Raw genomic sequence first — 23,090 nt, 5'->3', positions numbered from 1 at the left:
CTCGCAGAAAGGCAGTAAAGGTAAAGAAGACTATCAGTGTGGCAGCGCATCACGCTGGCGGCGCAGCTCGCGCTCGGCGATCCAGTGCTCGATCAGTTCGCGCAGTTGCGACAGCTCCACTGGCTTGGACATGTGGCCATCCATGCCGACAGCGCGCGCGCGTTCCTTGTGTTCGCTGAGGATATGCGCGGTCAGCGCCACCACCGGTGTGCGCGGGCGTTTCTCGCTCTTTTCCCAGGCGCGTAGCTGTTCGGTGGCGGAGAAACCGTCGAGCACCGGCATTTCACAGTCCATCAGCACCAGGTCGTAGGGCTGCGCCTTCATCGCGCTGAGGGCTTCCTCGCCGTTGCTGGCGGTGTCCGGCTTGAGGTTGAGCTTGCCGAGCATGCCGCGAATCACCTTGGTCGAGATGCTGTTGTCTTCGGCCACCAGAATGCGGAAGTCGGCCGGCACGTTCAGCGGCGTACTCACCGGAGTTGGTGCTGCTTGGGCGGGGGTGTCGTTGGGGCGCTGGGCCAATTCGTCGGCCAGGGTGGTCTTGAGCGTGTAGCCGGCCACCGGCTTGGCCAGGATGCGCTTGATCCCGGCGTTGCGTGCAATCACCTTGCTCGGCGCGTTGCTGATGCCGGTGAGCATGATGATCAGGATGTCGTGGTTGAGGCTCGGGTCTTCCTTGATCTTGGCGGCCAGCTGCATGCCGGTCATGCCGGGCATGTCCTGGTCGAGCAGCACTGCGTCGAAGTATTCGCGCATGTGCGCCTTGGTGCGCAGCAGGGCCAGGGCTTCCTTGCCGGAAGGGACCGCACTGACCTGCATGCCCCAGGCGTTGCATTGCTGCATCAGCACCTTGCGGCAGGTGTCGTTGTCGTCCACTACCAGCAGGCGCGCGCCCTGCAGTGGGCTGTCGAGGTCGGCTTCCGGTTGTTCCAGGCGGGCGGCGTCCAGCGGGAGGGTCAGCCACAGGGTCGTGCCCTGATTGCCGCTGCCCTGGATGCCGAACTCGCCGCCCATCAGACGTACCAACTGGCGCGCGATGATCAGGCCGAGGCGCCCGCCCAGGCGGGTGGCGGAGAGGAAGTCGCGGCTCTGCAGTTCGGCGTTGAGCAGGGCGTCGCGCTCCTCCGGCAGGAGTGGACGACCGCTGTCCTGTACGGCGACGCGCAGACGATGTTGACCGTCGCTGCTGTCGAGGGCGGCGACCAGAAGAATCTCGCCCTCGTCGGTCTGCTTGAAGGCGTTGTCCAGCAGGCTCAACAGAGCCTGGCGCAGGCGCGTCGGGTCACCGCTGATCACCCGTGGCACCTGTGGCTGGATGAAACTGATCAGCTCCACGCGCTGTTGTTCGGCCTTGGCGCGGAAGATGTCGAGGCAGTCTTCGATCAGGGCGCCGAGGTCGAACTGCACGTCGTCCAGTTCGATCTGTCCGGACTCGAGCTTGGAAATGTCGAGGATTTCGTTGATCAGGGTGAGCAGCTCGTTGCCCGAGCTGTGGATGGTCTGCACGTAGTCACGCTGCTTGGCCGACAGCGGCGTGCCCAGCAGCAACTCGGTCATACCCAGCACGCCGTTCATTGGCGTACGGATCTCGTGGCTGATCTTGGCCAGGAACTCGGCCTTGGCCTTCAGCTCGGCACTGCTGGCAGCCAGGGCGGTGCTTTCCTGCAGGGTGTCGCGCTGGATCTGCCGCTGCCGCTCGGTCAGCGACACGCTGAGGATCAGGCCGGCCAGAGTGGCAACGCTGAATACGCCCAGCACCAGCCAGCCCGGATTGAGCTGATCGAAGCCGAGCAGCACCGGCACGAAGAAACCGAAGCCCATGTTGAACACCAGCATGCCCAAGGCGATCAGGCGTGCCGGCTGGTAACCGGCGCGCCAGTGCAGGCCGCTCACCAGCAGCAGGTTGATCGCGCTCAGGGCCACCAGCAGGTAGACCAGCGAGCTGTACCAGAACAGACCGGTGACGACGATGCACAGCGCATAGGCCAGGAGCAGTAGGGCATTACCCCGCAGCAGACGGTTCAGTGGGCTGTGCTGTACTGGCGTGCCGTGCATGAAACTCAGGCCAAAAGCCAGGGCGCTGAAGGCGGCGAACAGGGCAGAGAGGTCGGCGATCAGTGACTGGTTGTAGCCCAAGCTGGGCAGCCACTGGGCAAAGATGCCGAGATTGGCCGACGAACACACGGCCAGGCCGATGTTCACCCCGGCCAGCCACAGACCACTGGCGCTGCGGCTGTAGATGAAGCGAATGAGGTTGTACAGGGTCAGCAGCAGCAGGGCGCCGAACAGCATGCCATAGAGGTAGGCGGGCTTTTCCAGGCTGACCAGCTCAGCCTGATCCATGACCTTGAACCAGGTCATCAGCGGGTGGTTGGAGGTCAGGCGGACATAGGCGACGCGGGCCTGGCCGTCATTTGGCAACGGCATCAGGTAGAAGCGCGACGGCAGCGGTCGCGAATCCAGCGGCATGGCCTCGCCGGTGTGCAGGTTCTGCTCCAGCACACCGTCTCTCAGCAGGTAGTAATCGAGGTACTGCACCCGTGGTGAAAAGATCCACAGCCAGGCGGGTTGCTGCTGCGGTGCGAACTCAGCACGCAGCCAGACAGCGTGGTCACTGGGCGGGAAGGTGAAGGATTGCTTGCTGAGGGGTTTGAACTGCTGGCGCTGGGCGCGTACCTCCTCTAGACCCAGGCGAGCGCTGGCGTCGACCAGATAGGACCAGCCCTGTACGCCGCTCTGGGCTGTGTTCGCCGTGGCTGTCAGGGCAAGGCCGAACAGCAGCAAGCTGGCGAGTAGTCCGATGGCAATCCTGGGCCGGCGCACGGGCAAATCCTTCTAAATGAGTGGCCGGATTATAGCCAAGCATTTGCTCGGGGGAATACGGCACAAACAGCGATTTTGCCTTGTTTGTGCCGCATTTTCGCTCAAACGATCAGCTCTCGCCGCGCTCGCGGGCAATGGCCCGATAGCCGATGTCGTTACGATGGAACATGCCGTTCCAGCGAATTTTCTCGGCCAGGCGGTAGGCCTGCTGCTGGGCATCGGCAACACTGGCGCCGATGGCGGTGGCGCACAGCACGCGACCGCCTGCGGTGACGATCTGGCCGTCTTTCAGCGCAGTACCGGCGTGGAACACCTTGCCGTCGAGCTGGGCGGCTTCATCCAGACCTTCGATGACATCGCCCTTGGCGTAGTCGCCCGGGTAGCCACCGGCAGCCAGTACCACGCCCACGGTCGGTCGCGGATCCCAGGTCGCTTCGACCTTGTCCAGTGCCTTGGCCAGGGCAGCCTCGACCAGCAGCACCAGGGAGCTTTCCAGGCGGCACATGATCGGTTGGGTTTCTGGGTCGCCGAAGCGGCAGTTGAACTCGATGACCTTGGGCTTGCCCGCCTTGTCGATCATCAGGCCGGCATAGAGGAAGCCGGTGTAGACGTTGCCTTCGCTGGCCATGCCACGCACGGTGGGGTAGATCACCTCGTCCATCACCCGCTTGTGCACCTCGGCGGTGACCACCGGAGCCGGGGAGTATGCGCCCATGCCGCCGGTATTCGGGCCGCTGTCGGCATCGCCAACGCGTTTGTGATCCTGGCTGGTGGCCATCGGCAATACATTTTCGCCGTCGACCATGACGATGAAGCTGGCTTCTTCGCCGTCGAGGAACTCCTCGATCACCACGCGCGAACCAGCTTCACCGAAGGCGTTGCCAGCGAGCATGTCGCGCACCGCGTCTTCGGCTTCCTGCAAGGTCATGGCGACGATCACGCCTTTGCCGGCAGCCAGGCCGTCTGCCTTGATCACGATCGGTGCGCCTTTCTCGCGCAGGTAAGCCAGCGCAGGCTCGATCTCGGTGAAGTTCTGGTAGTCGGCAGTGGGGATCTGCTGGCGTGCCAGGAAGTCCTTGGTGAAGGCCTTGGAGCCTTCCAGCTGGGCAGCGGCGGCGGTGGGGCCGAAGATGTCCAGTTTGCGGCTGCGGAACAGGTCGACCACACCTTTGACCAGCGGCGCTTCCGGGCCGACGATGGTCAGTTGCACGTTCTTCTCGGCGAAGTCGGCCAGCTGTTCGATGGCCAGTACGTCGATGGCGACGTTCTCGCATTTGGCTTCCACCGCAGTGCCGGCGTTGCCCGGGGCGACGAAGACTTTCTCGACGCGCTTGTCCTGCGCCACTTTCCAGGCCAGGGCGTGTTCACGACCGCCGCTGCCGATGATCAGTACGTTCATTGCATTCTCCTGGATCGTTCCCACGCTCTGCGTGGGAATGTCACTGTGGACGCTCTGCGTCCGGCTTTGAGACGCGGAGCGTCTCGGGCTGCATACCCACGCGCCGCGTGGGAACGATCACCCTCAATGGCGGAAGTGACGCATCGAGGTAAACACCATGGCAATGCCAGCTTCGTCGGCAGCGGCGATCACTTCGTTGTCGCGCATCGAACCGCCTGGCTGGATCACCGCGGTGATACCGGCCTTGGCGGCGTTGTCGATGCCGTCGCGGAAGGGGAAGAAGGCGTCCGAGGCCATGACTGCGCCCGGTACTGGCAGGCCGGCGTGCTCGGCCTTGATCGCGGCGATACGGGCGGAGTTGACGCGGCTCATCTGGCCGGCGCCGACGCCGACGGTCTGGCGGTTCTTGGCGTAGACGATGGCGTTGGATTTGACGAACTTGGCCACTTTCCAGGCGAAGATCAGGTCGTGGATTTCCTGCTCGCTCGGCGCGCGCTGGGTAACGATCTTCAGGTCTTCGGCCTTGATCATGCCGATATCGCGGCTCTGCACCAGCAGGCCACCGTTGACGCGCTTGAAGTCCCAACCGGCGGTGCGCTCGGCTGGCCACTCGCCGCACTCGAGCAGGCGCACGTTGGCCTTGGCAGCCACCACTGCACGGGCGGCAGCGCTGATTTTCGGGGCGATGATCACTTCGACGAACTGACGCTCGACGATGGCCTGGGCGGTTTCGCCATCCAGCTCGCGGTTGAAGGCGATGATGCCGCCAAACGCCGATTCGGTGTCGGTGGCGTAGGCCAGGTCGTAGGCCTTGCGGATGCCGCCTTCGTCTTCCGGTACCACGGCGACGCCGCAGGGGTTGGCGTGCTTGACGATGACGCAGGCTGGCTTGACGAAGCTCTTCACGCATTCCAGCGCGGCGTCGGTGTCGGCGACGTTGTTGAACGACAGTTCCTTGCCCTGCAGCTGCACGGCGGTGGAGACGCTGGCTTCGCCCTTCTTCGCCTCGACGTAGAACGCCGCGCTCTGGTGCGGGTTCTCGCCGTAGCGCATTTCCTGCACCTTGACGAACTGGCTGTTGAAGGTGCGCGGGAAGGCGCCACGGCCTTCGGTGGACAGCGCGTCACGTGCCTGGTCGATGGTGCCCAGGTAGTTGGCGATCATGCCGTCGTAGGCAGCGGTGTGTTCGAAAGCCTTGAGGGCCAGGTCGAAGCGCTGGGCGTAGCTCAGGCCGCCGGCCTTGAGCGAAGCGACGATGCCGGCATAGTCGCCGGTGTTGACCACGATGGCGACGTCTTTGTGGTTTTTCGCCGCCGAACGGACCATGGTCGGGCCGCCGATGTCGATGTTCTCGATGGCGTCAGCGAGATCGCAATCAGGCTTGGCCACGGTGGCTTCGAAGGGGTAGAGGTTGACCGCGACCAGGTCGATCGGCTTGATGCCGTGCTCGTCCATCACCGCACCGTCGAGGGCACGACGGCCGAGGATGCCGCCGTGGATCTTCGGGTGCAGGGTCTTCACGCGGCCGTCCATCATCTCCGGGAAGCCGGTGTAGTCAGCCACTTCTACTGCGGCTACGCCGTTGTCCTTGAGCAGCTTGTAGGTGCCGCCGGTGGAGAGAATCTCGACACCGAGTGCTGCCAGTTCGCGAGCAAATTCGAGGACGCCGGTCTTGTCGGAAACGCTGATCAGCGCGCGGCGGACGGGCAGAAGGGTGGTCTGGTCGGTCATTTCACTATCCATCAGAGCGGGGATATCAGCAAAAAAGGCGGCTCATGCGGGCCGCCCTTTTCGGGAGTTCGGGGTTACAGCAGATCGTATTGCTTGAGCTTCTTGCGCAGCGTGCCACGGTTCAGGCCGAGCAGTTCGGAAGCCTTGGTCTGGTTACCTTTCACGTGATTCATGACGGTTTCCAGCAGCGGCGCTTCGACTTCGGTGAGCACCAGGTTGTACACGTCGGTGACGTCCGCGCCTTCGAGGTGGGCGAAGTAATTGTGCAGCGCCTTCTCCACGGCGCCGCGCAGGGTCTGGCCCTCTTCGCTCGGCGTGTTCAGGTGCTGTTTAAGGCTGGTGTTGTCACTCACGGGTGCAATTCCACTCACTAGGGTCTCTGTCATCAACGTCATGCGGCCACCTCGTTTCCATCGTTATGCCGTTCGCTGAAGAACTCGCGAACGTTGGCGCACTGTGCGTCCGTACTGTCCAGACGGTTGAACTGGGCGCGAAACTCCCTGGCGCCCGGCAGGGTTGCGAGATACCAGCCGACATGCTTGCGGGCGATGCGTACGCCCATCAAATCGCCATAGAAGGCGTGCAGTGCGGCAAGGTGTTCCAGCAGAATGCGTTCCACTTCGAGCAGGCCCGGTGCCGGCAGGGTTTCGCCGGTGCGCAGGTAGTGCTCGATTTCACGGAATATCCACGGCCGACCCTGAGCGGCGCGACCGATCAGCAGGGCATCGGCGCCGGTAGCGTCGAGCACGGCCTTGGCTTTTTGTGGGGAGTCGATGTCGCCATTGGCGAACACCGGAATCGATATCGCCTGCTTGATGGCGGCGATGGTGTCGTACTCGGCTTCGCCGGTATAAAGGTCGGCGCGGGTACGACCGTGTACGGACAGCGCAGCAATGCCGGCGTCTTCGGCGATTTTCGCCACGCTAATGCCGTTCTTGTTCTGCCGATCCCAGCCGGTACGGATCTTCAGGGTTACCGGTACATCAACTGCAGCGACCACGGCATCGAGGATTTCCCGTACCAGCGGCTCGTCACGCAGCAGCGCGGAGCCGGCGGCCTTATTACAGACCTTCTTGGCCGGGCAGCCCATGTTGATGTCGATGATCTGCGCACCCAGCTCGACGTTCTTGCGCGCCGCCTCGGCCATCATCTGCGGGTCACCGCCGGCGATCTGTACCGAGCGCGGCTCGGGATCACCCGCGTGCAGCAAACGCAGGCTGGACTTGCGGCTATTCCACAGGCGCACATCGCTGGTGACCATCTCCGACACCACCAGGCCGGCGCCGAGACGGCGACACAGCTGGCGGAACGGGCGATCGGTGACGCCGGCCATGGGAGCCAGGATTAACCGATTGGGCAATGTGTAGGGGCCAATACGTGGGGCCGACATGGGGCGTCCCTGCTTGTTGGTGCGCAGTTGAGACAAAGGGCGCTCGACACCCACACGCCACTGTTTCCTCAGGGGGAACGGTGGTGGGTCGGTGCTCGCGAAAGGGTGGGCATGATACCCGCTCTGGATGACCGGATAAAGGTCGTTTTGAACAAATTCTGAACAGCTATGGGCTTATCGCCAGTAGTTAGATGGAAGGCCTGCGACCACCGGTCGCGGCGTCTCCAGGCTACTCGGGGGAGTGGAAGCTGAGGCTGTAGTTCACGGCGCGCGGGCCCGGATCGAGGATGTCCAGGGAGATGTGAATGGGCGTTTGCGGCGGCATTTCGCTCTGCCCTGCGAGTTCGCCGGCGAGGTACTCGCTGGGTTTGAAGCGACGACTGGCGACCAGTTGCCCGCCCAGGTCGGCGAAGCGCATTTCCAGCAGCGGGAAGGGTTGGGCGAACGAGGCGCGGTTATACAGGATGGCGTCGACGATCAGCGCGCCGGAGAACTCGGGGTGGCTGCGCACCACCAGGTTGCTGCTGCGAATCTGACCGATGTCGACTTTCGATGGCAGGGTGCAGCCGATGTTCGGGCACAGCTGTTCGAACCAGGGGCGATAGCGATCCTGGCGCGCCAGTTCATCGAAGTTGTAGGCGGCGTACTGCGCCAGCAGGCCGCCCGCCGCCAGCAGATTGAGCAGGCTCCAGCCGAACAAGCGTCCCCACGACCTGCCCTGTGGCTGCTGCCAGTCGAGCTGTAGTGGTTCGTCGTCCAGTTCGAACAGGCGTTCTTCACGCAGCCCCGGCTCGTTGCGCGTGGCCTTGGGTTCTTCGCGTTCGCTGCGCAGTTCTTCGTCCTGTCGCTCTTGCTCGTGCGGTTCTTCATCGAGACTGCCCAGGCGCGGTTCATCGCTTGCATCGAACTCATCGGCAACAGGCTGCTTGCTCGGGGTGGCGGGCGTGACGAATTCAATGGCCGCTTCGGGCTCGCTTGCAGCGGTAGGCTCAGGCAGTTTGTCGCTTGGTTGCAGCTCGAAGCTGGCGCGTTCGCGCTTTACCGGCTCGTCACGCAGCAGCGCTTCTGCCCAGGCTTCGTCATGTGCTTCTTCGCGCTCGTCCGCCTGGTGACGGTCGAAGTTCTCGGCGTAGCGAGGTGCCCGCTCCAGTGCAAGGAACTGCTGCGACAGCTGTTGTTCCTGCTCTTCCAGCCTGGCCAGCTCCTCGTCGAGGTCGAGGCTGTCCAGGTCGAGGTCGTCATGGATCCACAGCGTGTCATCGGCAGGCTTCGTCGCTGTCGGCTTGCTGCTGGCGTCGGCTTGAACCTTGCTGACCGGGGCAGTTGCCGTTTTGACGACCGCTGGCGCAGGTGTGCTCGCGCGCGGGCCGAACAGCTGCTCGGCGGCGTTGAACACGTGCAGGCAGGCGCCACAGCGTACTGCGCCATGGGCGGCGGCCAGCTGTGCCTGGCTGACGCGGAAGCTGGTACGGCAATGGGGGCACTGGGTGACGTGGCTTTCGCTCATGCGCGGGTCCGGAAAATCCAAGCGGCTAGTCTAAAGGAGCAGCCCCAGGCTGCAAGCCACAAGCTGCAAGTAAGGGCAAAAGCAGCCCGGCCTTTATCCTGATTCGCTTGCAGGGGGCGGCCTTCCATCTTGCCGCTTGCTTAGCGTTTGATCCCGCTGATACGTACCCAGCCATCCTTGACGGCCGTTGGGTCGAGGTCGAAGGCGCCTGCGTAGGCGGCGCGGACTTCCTCGGCCTGTTCGGCGAGGATGCCCGACAGCGCCAGGCGCCCACCGCCTTTGACCAGCGCGGTGATCTGAGGTGCCAGCGACACCAGCGGGCCGGCGAGGATGTTGGCGACGACCACGTCGGCGGGCTGCTGCGGCATGTCGGCGGGCAGATAGACCGGGAAGCGGGCCGGATCGATACCGTTGCGCGAAGCATTGTCGCGCGAGGCTTCGAGGGCTTGCGGGTCGATATCGGTACCGACGGCCTGCGGTGCACCGAGCAGCAGGGCGGCGATGGCGAGAATGCCCGAGCCGCAACCGAAGTCGATCACGCTGCAGTCGTTCAGTTGCTGGCCGTCGAGCCATTCCAGGCACAGTGCGGTGGTCGGGTGGGTACCGGTGCCGAAGGCCAGGCCCGGATCGAGCAACAGGTTGACCGCGTCCGGCTCTGGGGCTGCGTGCCAGCTCGGCACGATCCACAGGCGTTGGCCGAAGCGCATCGGCTGGAAGTTGTCCATCCAGCTGCGTTCCCAGTCCTGATCCTCGATGCGCTCGAGGTGATGTTCCGGCAGCGCGCCGCCGCACAGCAACTGCAGGTGAGCGGTCAGCGCGGTTTCGTCGGTGTCGGCTTCGAACAGGGCGAGCAGGTGGGTGTTCGACCACAGTGGGGTGGTGCCCAGGTCCGGCTCGAAGATCGGCTGATCTTCGGCGTCCATGAAGGTTACCGATACGGCGCCCACTTCCAGCAGGGCGTCCTCGTAGGTTTCTGCCTGCTCAGGAGTGATGGCGAGACGGACTTGTAACCAGGGCATGAGAAACCTCGTGAAGGGCGCGCGTTTGGCCGCGCAGCTTACTTGAAGGGCAAGGCGGCTTGCCAGTTCGGCCGCTGAAACGACAAGGGCCGCCCGAAGGCAGCCCCTGTCATGCAGCGAGTCAGGACTTAGTGCTTGTCCATGCCCAGCTTCTTCTCCAGGTAGTGAATGTTCACCGCACCCTTGAGGAAGCCTTTGTCGCGGGTCAGATCGCGGTGCAGCGGCACATTGGTCTTGATGCCGTCGACGACGATCTCGTCCAGGGCATTGCGCATGCGCGCCATCGCTTCGTCACGGTCACGACCGTAGGTGATCAGCTTGCCGATCAGCGAGTCGTAGTGCGGCGGCACGCTGTAACCGCTGTACAGGTGCGAGTCGACGCGTACGCCGTTACCGCCCGGGGCATGGAAGTGCTTGACCTTGCCGGGGCTGGGCATGAAGTTGTCCGGGTCTTCGGCGTTGATCCGGCATTCGATGGAATGGCCGAGGATCTTCACGTCTTCCTGCTTGATCGACAGCTTGTTGCCAGCGGCGATGCTGAGCATCTCCTTGACGATGTCGATACCAGTGACCATCTCGGTAACCGGGTGCTCCACCTGAACGCGGGTGTTCATTTCGATGAAGTAGAAACGACCATCTTCGTAGAGGAACTCGAAGGTGCCGGCACCACGGTAGCCGATCTCGATGCAGGCATCGACGCAGCGCTTGAGCACTTCGGCGCGGGCTTTCTCGTCGATCAGCGGGGCCGGAGCCTCTTCGATCACCTTCTGGTGACGGCGCTGCAGCGAGCAGTCGCGGTCATACAGGTGAATCGCGTTGCCCTGGCCGTCGGACAGCACCTGGACTTCCACGTGACGCGGGTTGCCGAGGAATTTTTCCAGATAGACCATCGGGTTGCCGAACGCCGCACCGGCTTCGGTGCGGGTCAGCTTGGCCGACTTGATCAGGTCTTCTTCCTTGTACACCACGCGCATGCCGCGACCACCGCCGCCGCCAGCGGCCTTGATGATCACCGGGTAGCCGACTTCACGGGCGATGCGCAGGGCTTCTTCCTCGTCTTCCGGCAGCGGGCCGGAGGAGCCAGGCACCACCGGTACGCCAGACTTGATCATGGCGTCCTTGGCAGACACCTTGTCGCCCATCAGGCGAATGGTGTCGGCTTTCGGGCCGATGAAGGCGAAGCCGGAATTCTCCACCTGCTCGGCGAAGTCGGCGTTCTCGGCCAGGAAGCCATAACCCGGGTGAATGGCGGTAGCGCCAGTCAGTTCGGCGGCGCTGATGATCGCCGGGATATTCAGGTAGGACAGGTTACCGGGTGCCGGGCCAATGCAAACGCATTCGTCGGCCAGGCCCAGGTGCATCAGCTCACGGTCGGCGGTGGAGTGTACGGCCACCGTCTTGATACCCAGTTCCTTGCAGGCGCGCAGGATACGCAGGGCGATTTCGCCGCGGTTGGCGATCAGGACTTTTTCCAGCTTCTGCATTACGGGCTCCCCGTGCATCAGACGATGGTGAACAGGGGCTGGTCGTACTCAACCGGCTGGCCGTTTTCCACGAGGATCGACTCGATCACACCACTGGCTTCGGCTTCGATGTGGTTCATCATCTTCATCGCTTCGACGATGCACAGGATGTCGCCTTTCTTCACGCTCTGACCGACTTCGACGAAGTTGCCCGAGGTTGGCGAAGCGGCGCGGTAGAAGGTACCGACCATCGGCGAACGAGCGACGGTGCCGTTCAGTTTCGGTGCGGCGGCCGGGGCGGCTTCAGCGCCCGGAGCGGCTGCTGCAACAGGCGCGGCTACCGGAGCCGGTGCAGGTGCGTACATCGGTTGTGGGGCGTAGGCCGGTTGTTTGCTGTGACGGCTGATGCGTACGGACTCTTCGCCCTCTTTGATCTCCAGCTCGTCGATACCGGACTCTTCCAGCAGCTCGATCAGTTTCTTGACTTTACGGATATCCATGAATGGTCAACTCCCAGAGGTGAGGTAGGACTTGTCTACCAGGCTACGCGTCAGGCGCGCCCGGTCAGTTGTTCGAGTGCCGCTTCCAGGGCCAGCCGATAACCGCTGGCGCCAAGGCCGCAGATCACCCCTACTGCAACGTCGGAAAAGTAGGAGTGATGGCGGAAAGGTTCACGCTTGTGCACGTTGGACAGGTGCACTTCGATGAATGGGATGCTCACCGCCAGCAATGCGTCACGTAATGCGACACTTGTATGGGTAAAAGCGGCAGGATTGATCAGGATAAAGTCGACACCTTCACCCTGTGCGGCGTGAATGCGTTCGATCAATTCGTACTCGGCATTGCTTTGCAGGTACAGCAGGTGATGGCCAGCCTCGCGTGCGCGGCGCTCCAGATCCTGATTGATCTCGGCGAGGGTGGTTGCACCGTATTTGTCGGGCTCGCGGGTGCCCAGCAGATTCAGATTGGGGCCGTGCAGCACCAGTAGGGTGGCCATGTACGCGTTCCTTGTTGTTCGGGCTGCGCGGGACTATGCCGCAGCTGCGCGATGTCAGCAATAGTCGACACGATGCCTGCTGTTTGCGGCAGAAATATGACTATAGCGCTGGTTTCGGTCGTTGCCAGGCGCTGGCGATGATCCTGTTGGCGGCGTTCAGCTAACTGGGGATGGTCTGAAATAGTCGTCATTCCCGCGTAGGCGGGAATCCAGACCCCGCAGCACCTGGACTCCTGCCTTCGCGGGCGTGACAGTTCGGGGCTTTTCAGCGTTTTCCTAGGCGGCTACTGGCCTGATCCAGACGCCCTGCGAAGGTGGCGGCATCGACCTCACCTACGACACGCAGATCGAGTAATTCGTCACCATTACCGGCGAACAACTGGATGGCAGGCGGGCCAAACAATTTGTAACGGTCCAGCAGGGCGCGCTGGGCGGCGTTGCTTTCGGTGATGTCGAAGCGGATCAGCCGCCAGCCGGCCAGTTTGCTGCCTACTTCGGCATTGCCGAATACCTCGCGCTCGATGACCTTGCAGCTGATGCACCAGTCGGCATACCAGTCCAGCAGCAGCGGCTGGCCGCCGGCTTTGGCCTCGGCCAGGGCCGCGTCCAGTTCTGCCGGGCTGCTCAGGGTTTGCCAGGCACCGCTCTTGGCGCTGCTCTGGCTGACACCGGCCTGCAGCTGACCGAGCGGCTTGAGCGGATCGGTCGCCCCCTGCAAGGCGCCAACCCAGGCAGCCAGGGCATAGACCAGCAGGGCCAGACCGGCGATCTGGCTGAGCTTCTGCCGATGCGTCTTGGGGCCGAACTCCAGCGCGCCGAGGAACACCGCTACACCGCCAGCCAGGAGGCCCCACAGGGCCAGGCTGAGGCTGCCCGGCAGCACGCGCTCGAGCAGCCACACCGAAACGGCCAGCAGCAGCACGCCGAAGGCGTTGCGCACCGTGACCATCCAGGTACCGGTTTTCGGCAGTAGTGCACCGCCGCCAACGGCGAACAGCACCAACGGCGTACCCATGCCGAGGCCGAGTGCGAGCAGCTTCAGGCCGCCACCCAGGGCATCGCCACTGGCGCTTATATAAAGCAGCGCGCCGGCCAGTGGCGCCGAGACGCAGGGACTGACCAGCAGGCTGGAGAGCACCCCGAGCAATGCCGCGTTCAGGTGCGAGCCACCGTGGGTCTTGCCGGCCAGACGATCCAGCGGTTCGCTGATGGCGCGGGGCAGGCGCAATTCGAACAGGCCGAACATGGCCAGGGCGAAGAAGGTGAAGAAGGCGGCGAAAGGCACCAATATCCAGGTCGATTGCAGGCGTGCCTGCAGATTAAGACCGGCGCCAAACAGCCCCATCAGCGTGCCGAGAATGGCGAAGCAGGCGGCCATCGGCAGGACGTACGCCAGTGACAGGGTCAGGCTACGCAGGCCGCCGAGTTGGCCGCGCAGCACCACGCCAGACAGGATCGGCAGCATCGGCAGCACGCAAGGTGTAAAGGTCAGCGCCAGGCCGCCAAGGAAGAACAGTGCCAGCTCTTTCCAGCTCCAGCCGGTTGCCACTGGCGCCACATCGCCGCTGCTGACAGCGGGCATATCGCCGATCTCGATGAACTCGGTTTCCGGCGGATAGCACAGGCCCTTGTCGGCGCAACCCTGATAGCCGACCTGCAGGCGCAGCGGGCGGTTATCCGGATTGTCCAGCGGCACGCGGATATCCAGTACGCCGTAGTACACCTCGACATCACCGAAGAATTCGTCGTGCTTGGCCTCGCCTGGCGGCAATTCGGCGTCGCCGAGCACCAGCTCCGCCGGTTCGACGCTGAAATTCAGGCGATGGCGATAGAGGTAATAACCCTCGGTCGCGACGAAGCGCAACGTCACTGCCTGTGCATCGCTGCTCACCAGGCTCAGCTTGAAGGCTTCGCGTACGGGCAGGAAGTCGCTGCTGTTGTTCAGTGGTGCGCCAATCGGTGAGGCGGCTGGGCGCTGGTCGAACAGGCCAGCGCTGGCGGGCAGGCTCAGGCAGAGCAGAAGCAGGGGAAACAGCAGACGACGCAGTGACATCGGGGAAATATCTCGGCGAAAGGTGGCGGCATGATACCGGAAAGCGCCCACCCGCATCGCCGTCGCCGCGCCGGAGCGTCGAATGCCAGGGATGAGCGGAACCTTGGAGAAGCCCGCTCTTGTCGAGTTCCCGGTCAGTTGCAGCCTGCGCTGCCGTGTCGCAGCTGGCTAGCAGGCCGTTGAAAAACGTGGGCGAGGCAGTCAGTGCAATACCGATGGCGGCCCCGCAAAAACAGGCGAAAAACGCTCGGAGTCGCGCTCGACTTTACGAGTTGTAAATGAGCATTTTGAGCCTGTTTTTAACGCAGCAATGGCAACGTAGGTAGTTTTTCAACAGCCTGCTAGACGCGAAACGCCTGTACGGCGCTATGTAGCTGGCCGCCCAGGTGCAGCAGGCGTTCGCTTTCGTTGCGTCCGCTGGCAATCAGGCCGAGATTGTCGTCACCCAGTTGATGAATGCGTTCACCGTGTTCGCGAATCTCGCTGACCGCATCGCTCTGCTGCGCGGTGGCCTCGGCGATGCGCTCGGCCATGCTGGCGATGGTGCGGATGGCGCTGACGATCTCGTCCAGTGCGCCGTCTGCTGCCTCGGCCTGGCCTGCGGTCGCTTCGGCATGTTCGACCTGGGCACGCATGGCTTGCACCGACTGGTGCGCAGCCTGTTGCAGGCGGCCGATGACATCCTGGATTTGCGCCGTGGCACTGCCGGTGCGTTGCGACAATGAACGCACTTCGTCGGCGACCACGGCGAAGCCTCGGCCGGCCTCGCCGGCACGAGCGGCCTCGATGGCGGCGTTGAGCGCGAGCAGGTTGGTCTGTTCGGCAATGCCGCGGATCACCGTCAGCACGCTGCCAATAGTCGCCGTTTCGTCAGCCAGGCGTTCGATGGCCTGGGCGTTGCCCTGAACCTCGGTGACCAGTGCGTGCAACCCCTGCAGGCTCTGGCCGATGACCTGCTGGCCCTGGACCAGAGCGCGGTCGGCGTCGCGGCTGGCGTCGGCCGTCTGGCTGGCGTCTTCGGCGACCTGGCCGATGGTCGCTTCCAGCTCGCCCAGCGCGTCGCGGATCAGCGCCGTATCGCCGGCCTGGCGTTCGGCGCCGCCGTGCAGGCCGCCACTGAGGTCGGCCAAGGTGCGGCTGGAGCCGGCGACCTGTTCGGCATGACCGCGGATGCTGGCGACCAATTCCACCAGATAGCGGCGCAGATGGTTGAGCGAGTCCTCGATATCGCGCAGTTCGCGGGTGCGCGAATTGATGCTGATCGGCGTGGCGAAATCACCGCTGGCCCACTGCGACAGTGCTGGCACCAGGCGCCCGAGCACCTGTGAAAGGCGGCGCTGAATGCGGTCGATGACCAGGGCGATCAGCAGGATCAGGCCGATCATCAGGCCCTGAATCAGCCGTACCTCGCCCTGGATGCGTGCGTACTCGCCCTTTACCAGTGGCTCCAGCGCCGCCAGTGCCTGTTGCACCTGGGTCACGCGCTCGCTGGTGGTCACGGCCAACTGCTGGCGCTGCTCGACCAGTTCGCGGGTGCGCTGCAGTTCGCTGGGGTAGCGGCGCACCAGGGTGCTCAGTTCGCGTTTCATCTCGACGCCGCGATCCTGCGCTTGTTGCTCCTGTTGTGCATCATCCAGCCCAAGCAGTGCGGCGAAACCGACGTTGGCGGAGCTGTCGGTCTGTTGCACGCCGAGCAATGGTAACTTATCGAGCGTCTCGACCTGCTGAGCAAGGGCCTTGAGTTCACGCTCGACATCGCCGAGCAGTTCACTGCGGCCTTGGCTGATGAAGCGTTCGCGGGCGTGAGCCAGCTTCAGCAGGCGCGAGCCCGCGTCCTGCAAAGGTTGGCGATAGTCGTTGGCGGCCGGGCCATTGGCGCTGGCCGCGTACTGGTTCAACTGCTCCAGCGCGGCGAGCATCTCGCGCTCGGCCTGCAACAGCAGGCCTTGCGGGTCGCCAGCCAGCTTGCCAGCCGCCAGCAACTGATTGGCGCTGAAGTCGCGCAGTTGTTCCAGGCTGGGACGCAGCTCAGCGGCCAGTTGCTGCGGCAGTTGGTCGAGGGCGTCGTCGAAGGTATCGATGGCCTGGGTCGCGCTGCTGTGCTGCACGGCGTTGCCACTGGCCAGATAGGCCTGGATGTTGTCGGCGACCTCGCGCTGGAACTGCTGGGACAGCGTCAGGTAGCGCTCCATCAGTTGCACTGGCTGCTGCAGTGCGCGCTGCGACCACCATAACGTCGCTGCCAGGGCGACGCAGACGGTGACCAGCAGCAGGGTATTGAGGTTGGTGAGCAGCTTGAGGCGCATGGCGGGCTCGATCGACGACTTAACGATGCCCGCGAGGTTATTGCGTTTCGGTTACAGCCTGATGACGCTGTGCGATGCGTCACGTTCTGGGTGGGCGATCAATCGCCGCTATACAGCTCCACCCGGTTACGACCACCGTGCTTGGCCTTGTACAGCGCTTCGTCGGCGCGCTTGGACAGTGTGTTGCCGTCCAGGCTCGGCTGCAGCATGGCAATACCGCAGCTGAAGGTGCAGGACAGGTCCTGCGGTTGGGCTGGGTAGTGGATTTCGGCGAAGCGCTGGCGAATTTCCTCCAGCACCTTGAGCGCCGACTGCTCGTCGGTGTCAGGCAGCACCACGGCGAACTCCTCGCCACCGTAACGGCCGATGTGGTCGGTCTTGCGCAAACGCTGTTTGAGGAACAACGCCAGGCTCTTGATCACCCGGTCGCCCATGGGGTGGCCATAGGTGTCGTTGACCTTCTTGAAGTGGTCGATATCGAGCATGGCGAAGGCCAGCGGCTGATCTTCGCGGCGTGCGCGGTAGCAGGCGTCATCGAGCAACTGCAGGGTGTGGGTGTGGTTGTACAGACCGGTCAGGCTGTCACGTACCATGCGCGCCTTGAGGTTGCGTGCACGCGCCGCGCGGTTGCGCACGGTGGCGATCAGGTGGCGCGGTTTGATCGGCTTGGTGAGGAAATCGTCGCCGCCTTCGCTCATGGCGTCGAGCTGTTTGTCGAGGTCGTCCTCGGCCGACAGGTAGATGATCGGCACGCTGACGTAACGGTCGTTGTGGCGGATCACCTTGGCCAGTTCGGTGCCGTTGCACTCCGGCATGTACATGTCGAGGATGATCAGATCCGGCTGGAACTCGGCCAGCGCATCCATCGCCAGGATAGGCTCGGTGAGAGTGTGGGTGAGGATGCCGGCGCTGTTGAGTACGCGCTCGGTGTGCGTCGCCTGGGCCTTGGAGTCGTCGACGATCAGCACTTTGTACGGGTCGTATTGCGAGACGTGAGTCAGCACTTCGATGCGTTCAAGCAGGCTCGATGCGTCCAGCGAGCCGGTGAAAAACTCCTGACCGCCGGCGCGTACTGCGGCCAGGCGTGTCGGCGTGTCGGTATCGCAATGGCTGAAGAACAGCAGCGGAATCTTCTGTTCCAGGCCTTCCTGCAGCGAGTTGGCCAGCTCGAGGCCGGCGCCGGCGAAGTCGACATCCATCACGATGGCGGCGGGGTGGCGTTCGGTAATGGCGGCGCGGAAGGCGCGCTCATCGCTCAGCGCCTGCGCAGCCAGACCGAAGAACTCGAGTTGCTGGGCCAGGCGCTCGGCGCGCTGGGCATCCTGCAGGGCGAGATAGACGGGTTTGCGCAGCGGCGGCAGGAAGGTCTGTTCGAAGGCATCGCTATGCCGCAAGCCGGTACGCGAAAGGCGCTGCATGGCCTGGTTGAGGCGGGCGATCAGGGTGCTGTTGAGACGACCTCGGTTCTCCACCACCTCGTCGAGGCTGGTGCCGATGCTTTGCGCCAGTTGCGCATGCTCGATCTGTTCGAAGCGCTCTGCGTAACGCAATAGGCGCAGGTTGGCCTCGGTCAGCTCGGCCATGCCGGCGTCGCTCCATTCGCTGCGCTGCAGGCGCTGCCACACCTCCAACACCTGGCGCGCCTGGTGAATCACGCGCTGGGCGAAATGATGCTTGAGGCGATCGCGACTGGGATCCAGGTGCTCGGTCATGGGCCGACTTCTATAAGTGGTTAAGTCAGTGGTGGCTTGATGCTATCACTTGCTGCGGGCGCTGGCATTGCCGTCGATCAATTGACGGCCGTATTTCTGTCGAATAAGCGACAGAAACATAGATTTCTCGTACCAGCGGTAAGTTTGCGCCTGCGCCCTGCGTTTTGCAGTGGGCTTGCCTTATAGTGCGGAATAGGTCGCAACCCGTTGGCCAGGTTGTGGTCGAACACTCGAATTCGCTTAAAAAGGGACACTGTCATGCTGGACTGGAAGAATCGTTCGACGAACTCGCAGGGCAGCACCGATAAGGCCTCAGGGGGCAGCCGCAGTAGCGGCAGCCTGATCGCTCGATCTCTGGGCGGCCTGATCGGTGTCTATCTGCTGATCGCCCTGGTGGTCGGTTGGTACTGGAGTCAGGAGCCGTCTGCGTTCCAGGTACAGCAGCATGCTCAGAGCGCGGCGCAGCAGGCCCAGCGGCAGATGGTTACCGGTTACACCACGGTGGAAACCCTCAAGCAGGTTGCCAGCACGCTGCTCGACAAACCGGGCGGCTACCTGTCCAACGACCTCGCTCCGCCGGGCCTGTGGCTGGACAACATGCCGAGCTGGGAATACGGCGTGCTGGTGCAGGTGCGTGATTTCTCCCGCGCGCTGCGCAAGGATTTCGCCCGCTCGCAGTCGCAATCCACCGAAGATCCGGACCTGGCCAAGGCTGAACCGCGCTTTCACTTCGATAACAAGAGCTGGGCTTTGCCTGCGTCCGAGTCCGAGTATCGCGACGGTATCAAGTCGCTGGATCGCTACCTGGCGCGCCTCTCCGATACGGGGCAGAAGAATGCACAGTTCTATGCTCGTGCCGATAACCTGAACAACTGGCTCGGCGATGCCGGTACGCGCCTCGGTTCGCTGTCGCAGCGTTTGTCGGCCAGCGTTGGCCAGGTGCGCCTGAGCGAGAACCTGCAGGTCGGCAACGACGCCGAAGAGTCCGGTGTGGTGGGTGAGGGCGGCGTATACGAGACGCCGTGGTTGCAGATCGACAACGTGTTTTACGAAGCGCGCGGCCAGGCCTGGGCGCTGGCGCACCTGCTGCGCGCGGTAGAGGTGGACTTCGCCGACGTGCTGGCGAAGAAGAACGCCACCGTCAGCGTGCGCCAGATCATCCGTGAGCTGGAGGCGGCGCAGGCCACCTTGTGGAGCCCGATGATCCTCAACGGCAGCGGCTACGGCATTCTCGCCAACCACTCGCTGGTGATGGCCAACTACATCTCCCGTGCCAACGCTGGCCTGATCGACCTGCGCCAGTTGCTGAGCCAGGGTTGATGGCCGGGATTTCGGCAGCGGAGGTGGCGCATCGCGCCGCCTCCGATCAGGAGTTGGTGGCCTGGGTCGATGAGCATGATCAGCCGCTGGGTGGCGTTTCCCGCGCCGAGCTGCGCGAGCGCAGGCTGATCGGGCGCGGCACCTACATCCTGTTGTTCAACACTGCCGGACTGCTGTGCGTGCACCGGCGCACCCTGAGCAAGGCGCTGTATCCCGGCTACTGGGACGTGGCGGCCGGCGGCATGGTGCTTGAAGGCGAGGGCTACCGCCTGTCTGCAGAGCGCGAGCTGGCCGAGGAGCTGGGCGTCGTCGATGCCGAGTTGGTCGAGCATGCGCACTTCCTTTATGACGCCCCGGAAAGCCGCCTGTGGTGCATGGCCTATTCGGCGGTATCCGACGCACCACTGGTGTTGCAGCCGGAAGAAGTGCTGGAGGCGCGCTTCATCAGCATCGAGCAGGCGCTGGAGGAAACCCACCGTTTGCCCTATTGCCCGGATTCGCTGGCGGCGCTGGAGCGCTATATGAACAAGCCGCTTGCGGCCTCCCGATAACCCTATCCCATTTATGGGAGACGACTGCAGGGATGCAGGAGTTAGAGCGACGCAGGATGCCCAAGCCGAGGGTGCCCGAAGGGCGGGAGAGGGTGGTTGTATCGGCTCCCGTGGTTCGTCGATCTTGTAGGGTGCGCTGTGCGCACCGAAGCTTCGTATCAGATGCAAAGGCGGTGCGCACGGCGCACCCTATGGCGTAAGGCATTGCGAGCATGCTGTGTCTGATAGCGAACAGCGTCGCCAAAGTGCCGCACAATGACGCAAATTTGGTCTTAGCAAGCCCGGCCTTTGCCGTTAAACTGCGCGGCCTTTTGGCGGACGCCAGTCCGCCTGCGCTGCCCCTGCCTGAGTGGGGCTTCGCGGCTGAACCTGTTCAGCCAGTCGCTATCCTGACCCCTACGAGGACAAGCCGGTGGTCAAGAAAGCCTCTTCATTCTCCGCCCTTAGCGGTCTCGTCTATTCCACCGATGGCGGTCGCCATTGCCCGGACTGCAACGCGCCCGTGGATGCCTGTATCTGCAAACAGACGCAGATTCCCGAAGGCGATGGTATTGCCCGTGTGCGCCGTGAAACCAAGGGTCGTGGCGGCAAGACCGTCACCACCGTCAGCGGTGTGCCGTTGGCCGAAGAGCCGCTCAAGGAGCTGGCCAGCGCGCTGAAGAAGCGCTGTGGCACTGGTGGCGCGGTCAAGGACGGGGTGATCGAGATCCAGGGCGATCACGTCGATCTGTTGTTGGCCGAGCTGAGCAAGCGTGGGTTTACTGCGAAGAAGTCTGGCGGCTGATAAGTCCTTTTCTAAACTTCGATGACGCTCATACGGTCAACCGCCGAGCAAACGTCATCTTGCTTTCATCATTTCTAAACTGGCCGCCAGCAAGGTCAGGCTTTTCTCATGGGAGAACCCGATGTCCGCACGACGCACCCGCAAAGACGACGGCAGCCAATGGACCGTAGCCGATAGCCGCAGTGTCTATGGCATTCGCCATTGGGGCGCCGGTTACTTTTCGATCAACGATGCCGGGCGTATCGAAGTGCGCCCCAATGGACCGGACAGCCAGCCCATCGATCTTTATCAGCAGGTCGACGAGCTGCGTCAGAGCGGCCTGTCGCTACCGTTGCTGGTGCGCTTCCCGGATATCCTGCAAGACCGCGTGCGCCGCCTGACCGGCGCCTTCGATGCCAGTATCGAGCGCCTGGAATACCAGAGCCGCTACACCGCGCTGTACCCGATCAAGGTCAATCAGCAGGAAGCGGTGATCGAGAACATCATCGCCACGCAGAACGTTTCCATCGGCCTCGAAGCCGGTTCCAAGCCCGAGTTGCTGGCGGTGCTGGCGCTGGCGCCGAAGGGCGGCACCATCGTCTGCAACGGCTACAAGGACCGCGAGTTCATCCGTCTGGCGCTGATGGGGCAGAAGCTCGGCCACAACGTGTTCATCGTCATCGAGAAGGAATCGGAAGTCGCCCTGGTGATCGAGGAGGCGGCCGAGCTCAAGGTCGCGCCGCAGATCGGCCTGCGCGTACGCCTGTCCTCGCTGGCATCGAGCAAGTGGGCCGACACCGGCGGCGAGAAATCCAAGTTCGGTCTGTCCGCCGCGCAGATCCTTTCGGTGGTCGAGCGCTTCCGCGCGGCCGGGTTGGATCAGGGCATCCGGCTCTTGCATTTCCATATGGGTTCGCAGATCGCCAACATCGCCGACTACCGCAAGGGTTTCCGCGAGGCCATCCGCTACTACGGAGAGCTGCGTGCTATGGGCCTGCCGGTCGATCACATCGACGTCGGCGGCGGCCTCGGCGTGGACTACGACGGCACTCATTCGCGCAATGCCAGCTCGATCAACTACGACATGCAGGACTACGCCGACGCTGTGGTCGACATGCTCAAGGAATTCTGCGACCGCCAGGAAATCCCTCATCCGCACATCTTCTCCGAGAGCGGCCGGGCGATGACCGCGCACCATGCCGTGCTGCTGGTGCAGGTCACCGATGTCGAGCGGCACAACGACAAGGTGCCGGAGATCGACGCCAGCATCGAACAACCGGAAATCCTCCAGGTACTGATCGAGCTGCTCGACGACAGCGACCCGGAAATGGTCGCCGAAACCTACTGGCGCGCCACCCACTACATCGAGGAAGTAGCGGCTCAGTACTCGTCCGGCAAACTGAGCCTGGCGCAGAAGGCGCTGGCCGAGCAGTGCTACTTCGCCATCTGTCGTCGCCTGCACAACCAGCTCAAGGCGCGTCAGCGCTCGCACCGCGCGGTGCTCGACGAGCTCAACGACAAACTTGCCGACAAGTACATCTGCAACTTCTCGGTGTTCCAGAGCCTGCCGGACACCTGGGCCATCGGGCAGATCCTGCCAATCCTGCCGCTGTCGCGTCTGGACGAGGAGCCGCTGCGCCGCGCGGTGCTGCAGGACCTGACCTGCGACTCCGACGGCAAGATCCGCCAGTACGTCGACGAGCAGTCCATCGAGACCAGCCTGCCGGTGCACGAGCTTCGCGAAGGCGAGGACTATGTGCTTGGCATCTTCCTGGTCGGTGCTTACCAGGAAATTCTCGGCGACATGCACAACCTGTTCGGTGACACCGACTCGGTGAACATCTACCAGGGCGCCGATGGCAGCGTGGTGCATGCCGGCATCGAGACCCACGACACCATCGAGGACATGTTGCGCTACGTGCATCTGTCCCCCGAGGAGTTGATGACCCACTACCGTGACAAGGTCGCCAGCGCCAAGATCAGCGCACGTGAGCGCACGCAGTTCCTCGATGCGTTGCGTTTGGGCCTGACGCGCTCGTCCTACCTGGCGTCCTGATCC

At 63.3% G+C, this 23,090-nt stretch carries 17 protein-coding genes; 4 read left to right on the top strand and 13 right to left on the bottom strand.

Annotation, left to right across the window (positions count from 1 at the left end):
• Positions 1-33 precede the first annotated feature (33 nt).
• The 13 genes from BM059_RS01665 to BM059_RS01605 all read right to left on the bottom strand — a co-directional run bounded on the left by BM059_RS01665 (position 34) and on the right by BM059_RS01605 (position 18,397).
• Positions 34-2,820 carry a hybrid sensor histidine kinase/response regulator gene (locus BM059_RS01665; RefSeq protein WP_074936282.1) on the bottom strand — a complete coding sequence of 929 codons (2,787 nt, stop codon included), beginning with the start codon at positions 2,818-2,820 and terminating at the stop codon, positions 34-36.
• A gap of 109 nt (positions 2,821-2,929) precedes the next feature.
• Entirely contained in the window at positions 2,930-4,219 is a 1,290-nt protein-coding gene (gene purD / locus BM059_RS01660) for a phosphoribosylamine--glycine ligase (protein WP_074936281.1), read from the bottom strand.
• A 123-nt stretch (positions 4,220-4,342) separates the two neighbouring features.
• On the bottom strand, positions 4,343-5,950 hold the full coding sequence (gene purH / locus BM059_RS01655) for a bifunctional phosphoribosylaminoimidazolecarboxamide formyltransferase/IMP cyclohydrolase (RefSeq protein ID WP_074936279.1): 1,608 nt from the start codon (positions 5,948-5,950) through the stop codon (positions 4,343-4,345).
• Positions 5,951-6,024: 74 nt separating this feature from the next.
• The gene (gene fis, locus BM059_RS01650; RefSeq protein ID WP_003242613.1) at positions 6,025-6,345 is read right to left on the bottom strand and encodes a DNA-binding transcriptional regulator Fis; all 321 of its coding nucleotides are present in this window, start codon (positions 6,343-6,345) and stop codon (positions 6,025-6,027) included.
• A complete protein-coding gene (gene dusB / locus BM059_RS01645) occupies positions 6,342-7,340 on the bottom strand; it encodes a tRNA dihydrouridine synthase DusB (protein ID WP_074936277.1) in 999 nt (332 codons plus the stop codon). The genes fis and dusB overlap by 4 nt, the downstream gene beginning before the upstream one ends.
• Positions 7,341-7,569: 229 nt before the next feature.
• A complete protein-coding gene (locus BM059_RS01640) occupies positions 7,570-8,847 on the bottom strand; it encodes a DUF3426 domain-containing protein (protein ID WP_074936275.1) in 1,278 nt (425 codons plus the stop codon).
• 140 nt (positions 8,848-8,987) lie between these two features.
• Positions 8,988-9,866, bottom strand: coding sequence for a 50S ribosomal protein L11 methyltransferase (prmA, locus tag BM059_RS01635; RefSeq protein WP_074936273.1), 879 nt, complete (start codon positions 9,864-9,866; stop codon positions 8,988-8,990).
• 128 nt (positions 9,867-9,994) lie between these two features.
• Positions 9,995-11,350, bottom strand: a complete 1,356-nt coding sequence (accC, locus tag BM059_RS01630; protein WP_074936272.1) for an acetyl-CoA carboxylase biotin carboxylase subunit — start codon at positions 11,348-11,350, stop codon at positions 9,995-9,997.
• 17 nt (positions 11,351-11,367) lie between these two features.
• Positions 11,368-11,829 (bottom strand): acetyl-CoA carboxylase biotin carboxyl carrier protein, encoded by a 462-nt coding sequence (accB, locus tag BM059_RS01625; RefSeq protein ID WP_074936270.1) that lies wholly within the window; start codon positions 11,827-11,829, stop codon positions 11,368-11,370.
• Positions 11,830-11,879: 50 nt separating this feature from the next.
• On the bottom strand, positions 11,880-12,326 hold the full coding sequence (aroQ, locus tag BM059_RS01620) for a type II 3-dehydroquinate dehydratase (RefSeq protein WP_037005723.1): 447 nt from the start codon (positions 12,324-12,326) through the stop codon (positions 11,880-11,882).
• Positions 12,327-12,591: 265 nt separating this feature from the next.
• Entirely contained in the window at positions 12,592-14,379 is a 1,788-nt protein-coding gene (gene dsbD / locus BM059_RS01615) for a protein-disulfide reductase DsbD (RefSeq protein ID WP_074936268.1), read from the bottom strand.
• A gap of 341 nt (positions 14,380-14,720) precedes the next feature.
• Positions 14,721-16,685 (bottom strand): methyl-accepting chemotaxis protein, encoded by a 1,965-nt coding sequence (locus BM059_RS01610; RefSeq protein ID WP_074936266.1) that lies wholly within the window; start codon positions 16,683-16,685, stop codon positions 14,721-14,723.
• Between the two features lie 98 nt (positions 16,686-16,783).
• Positions 16,784-18,397 (bottom strand): response regulator, encoded by a 1,614-nt coding sequence (locus tag BM059_RS01605; RefSeq protein ID WP_074936264.1) that lies wholly within the window; start codon positions 18,395-18,397, stop codon positions 16,784-16,786.
• 258 nt (positions 18,398-18,655) lie between these two features.
• Between BM059_RS01605 and BM059_RS01600 the strand changes: the two genes are divergently transcribed.
• The 4 genes from BM059_RS01600 to speA all read left to right on the top strand — a co-directional run bounded on the left by BM059_RS01600 (position 18,656) and on the right by speA (position 23,087).
• Positions 18,656-19,717 carry a DUF2333 family protein gene (locus BM059_RS01600; RefSeq protein ID WP_074936263.1) on the top strand — a complete coding sequence of 354 codons (1,062 nt, stop codon included), beginning with the start codon at positions 18,656-18,658 and terminating at the stop codon, positions 19,715-19,717.
• Positions 19,717-20,268, top strand: coding sequence for an NUDIX hydrolase (locus BM059_RS01595; protein WP_074936261.1), 552 nt, complete (start codon positions 19,717-19,719; stop codon positions 20,266-20,268). Before BM059_RS01600 ends, BM059_RS01595 begins: the two co-directional genes overlap by 1 nt.
• Before the next feature lie 412 nt (positions 20,269-20,680).
• Positions 20,681-21,052, top strand: a complete 372-nt coding sequence (locus BM059_RS01590; RefSeq protein WP_074936259.1) for a translation initiation factor Sui1 — start codon at positions 20,681-20,683, stop codon at positions 21,050-21,052.
• Between the two features lie 121 nt (positions 21,053-21,173).
• Positions 21,174-23,087 (top strand): arginine decarboxylase, encoded by a 1,914-nt coding sequence (gene speA, locus BM059_RS01585; protein WP_074936257.1) that lies wholly within the window; start codon positions 21,174-21,176, stop codon positions 23,085-23,087.
• Positions 23,088-23,090: the final 3 nt, after the last annotated feature.

Source organism: Ectopseudomonas composti, assembly GCF_900115475.1.
Lineage (GTDB): Bacteria > Pseudomonadota > Gammaproteobacteria > Pseudomonadales > Pseudomonadaceae > Aquipseudomonas > Aquipseudomonas composti.
Note: the sequence above shows the minus strand (reverse complement) of the source record. Positions and strands in the feature narration are given on the sequence as shown.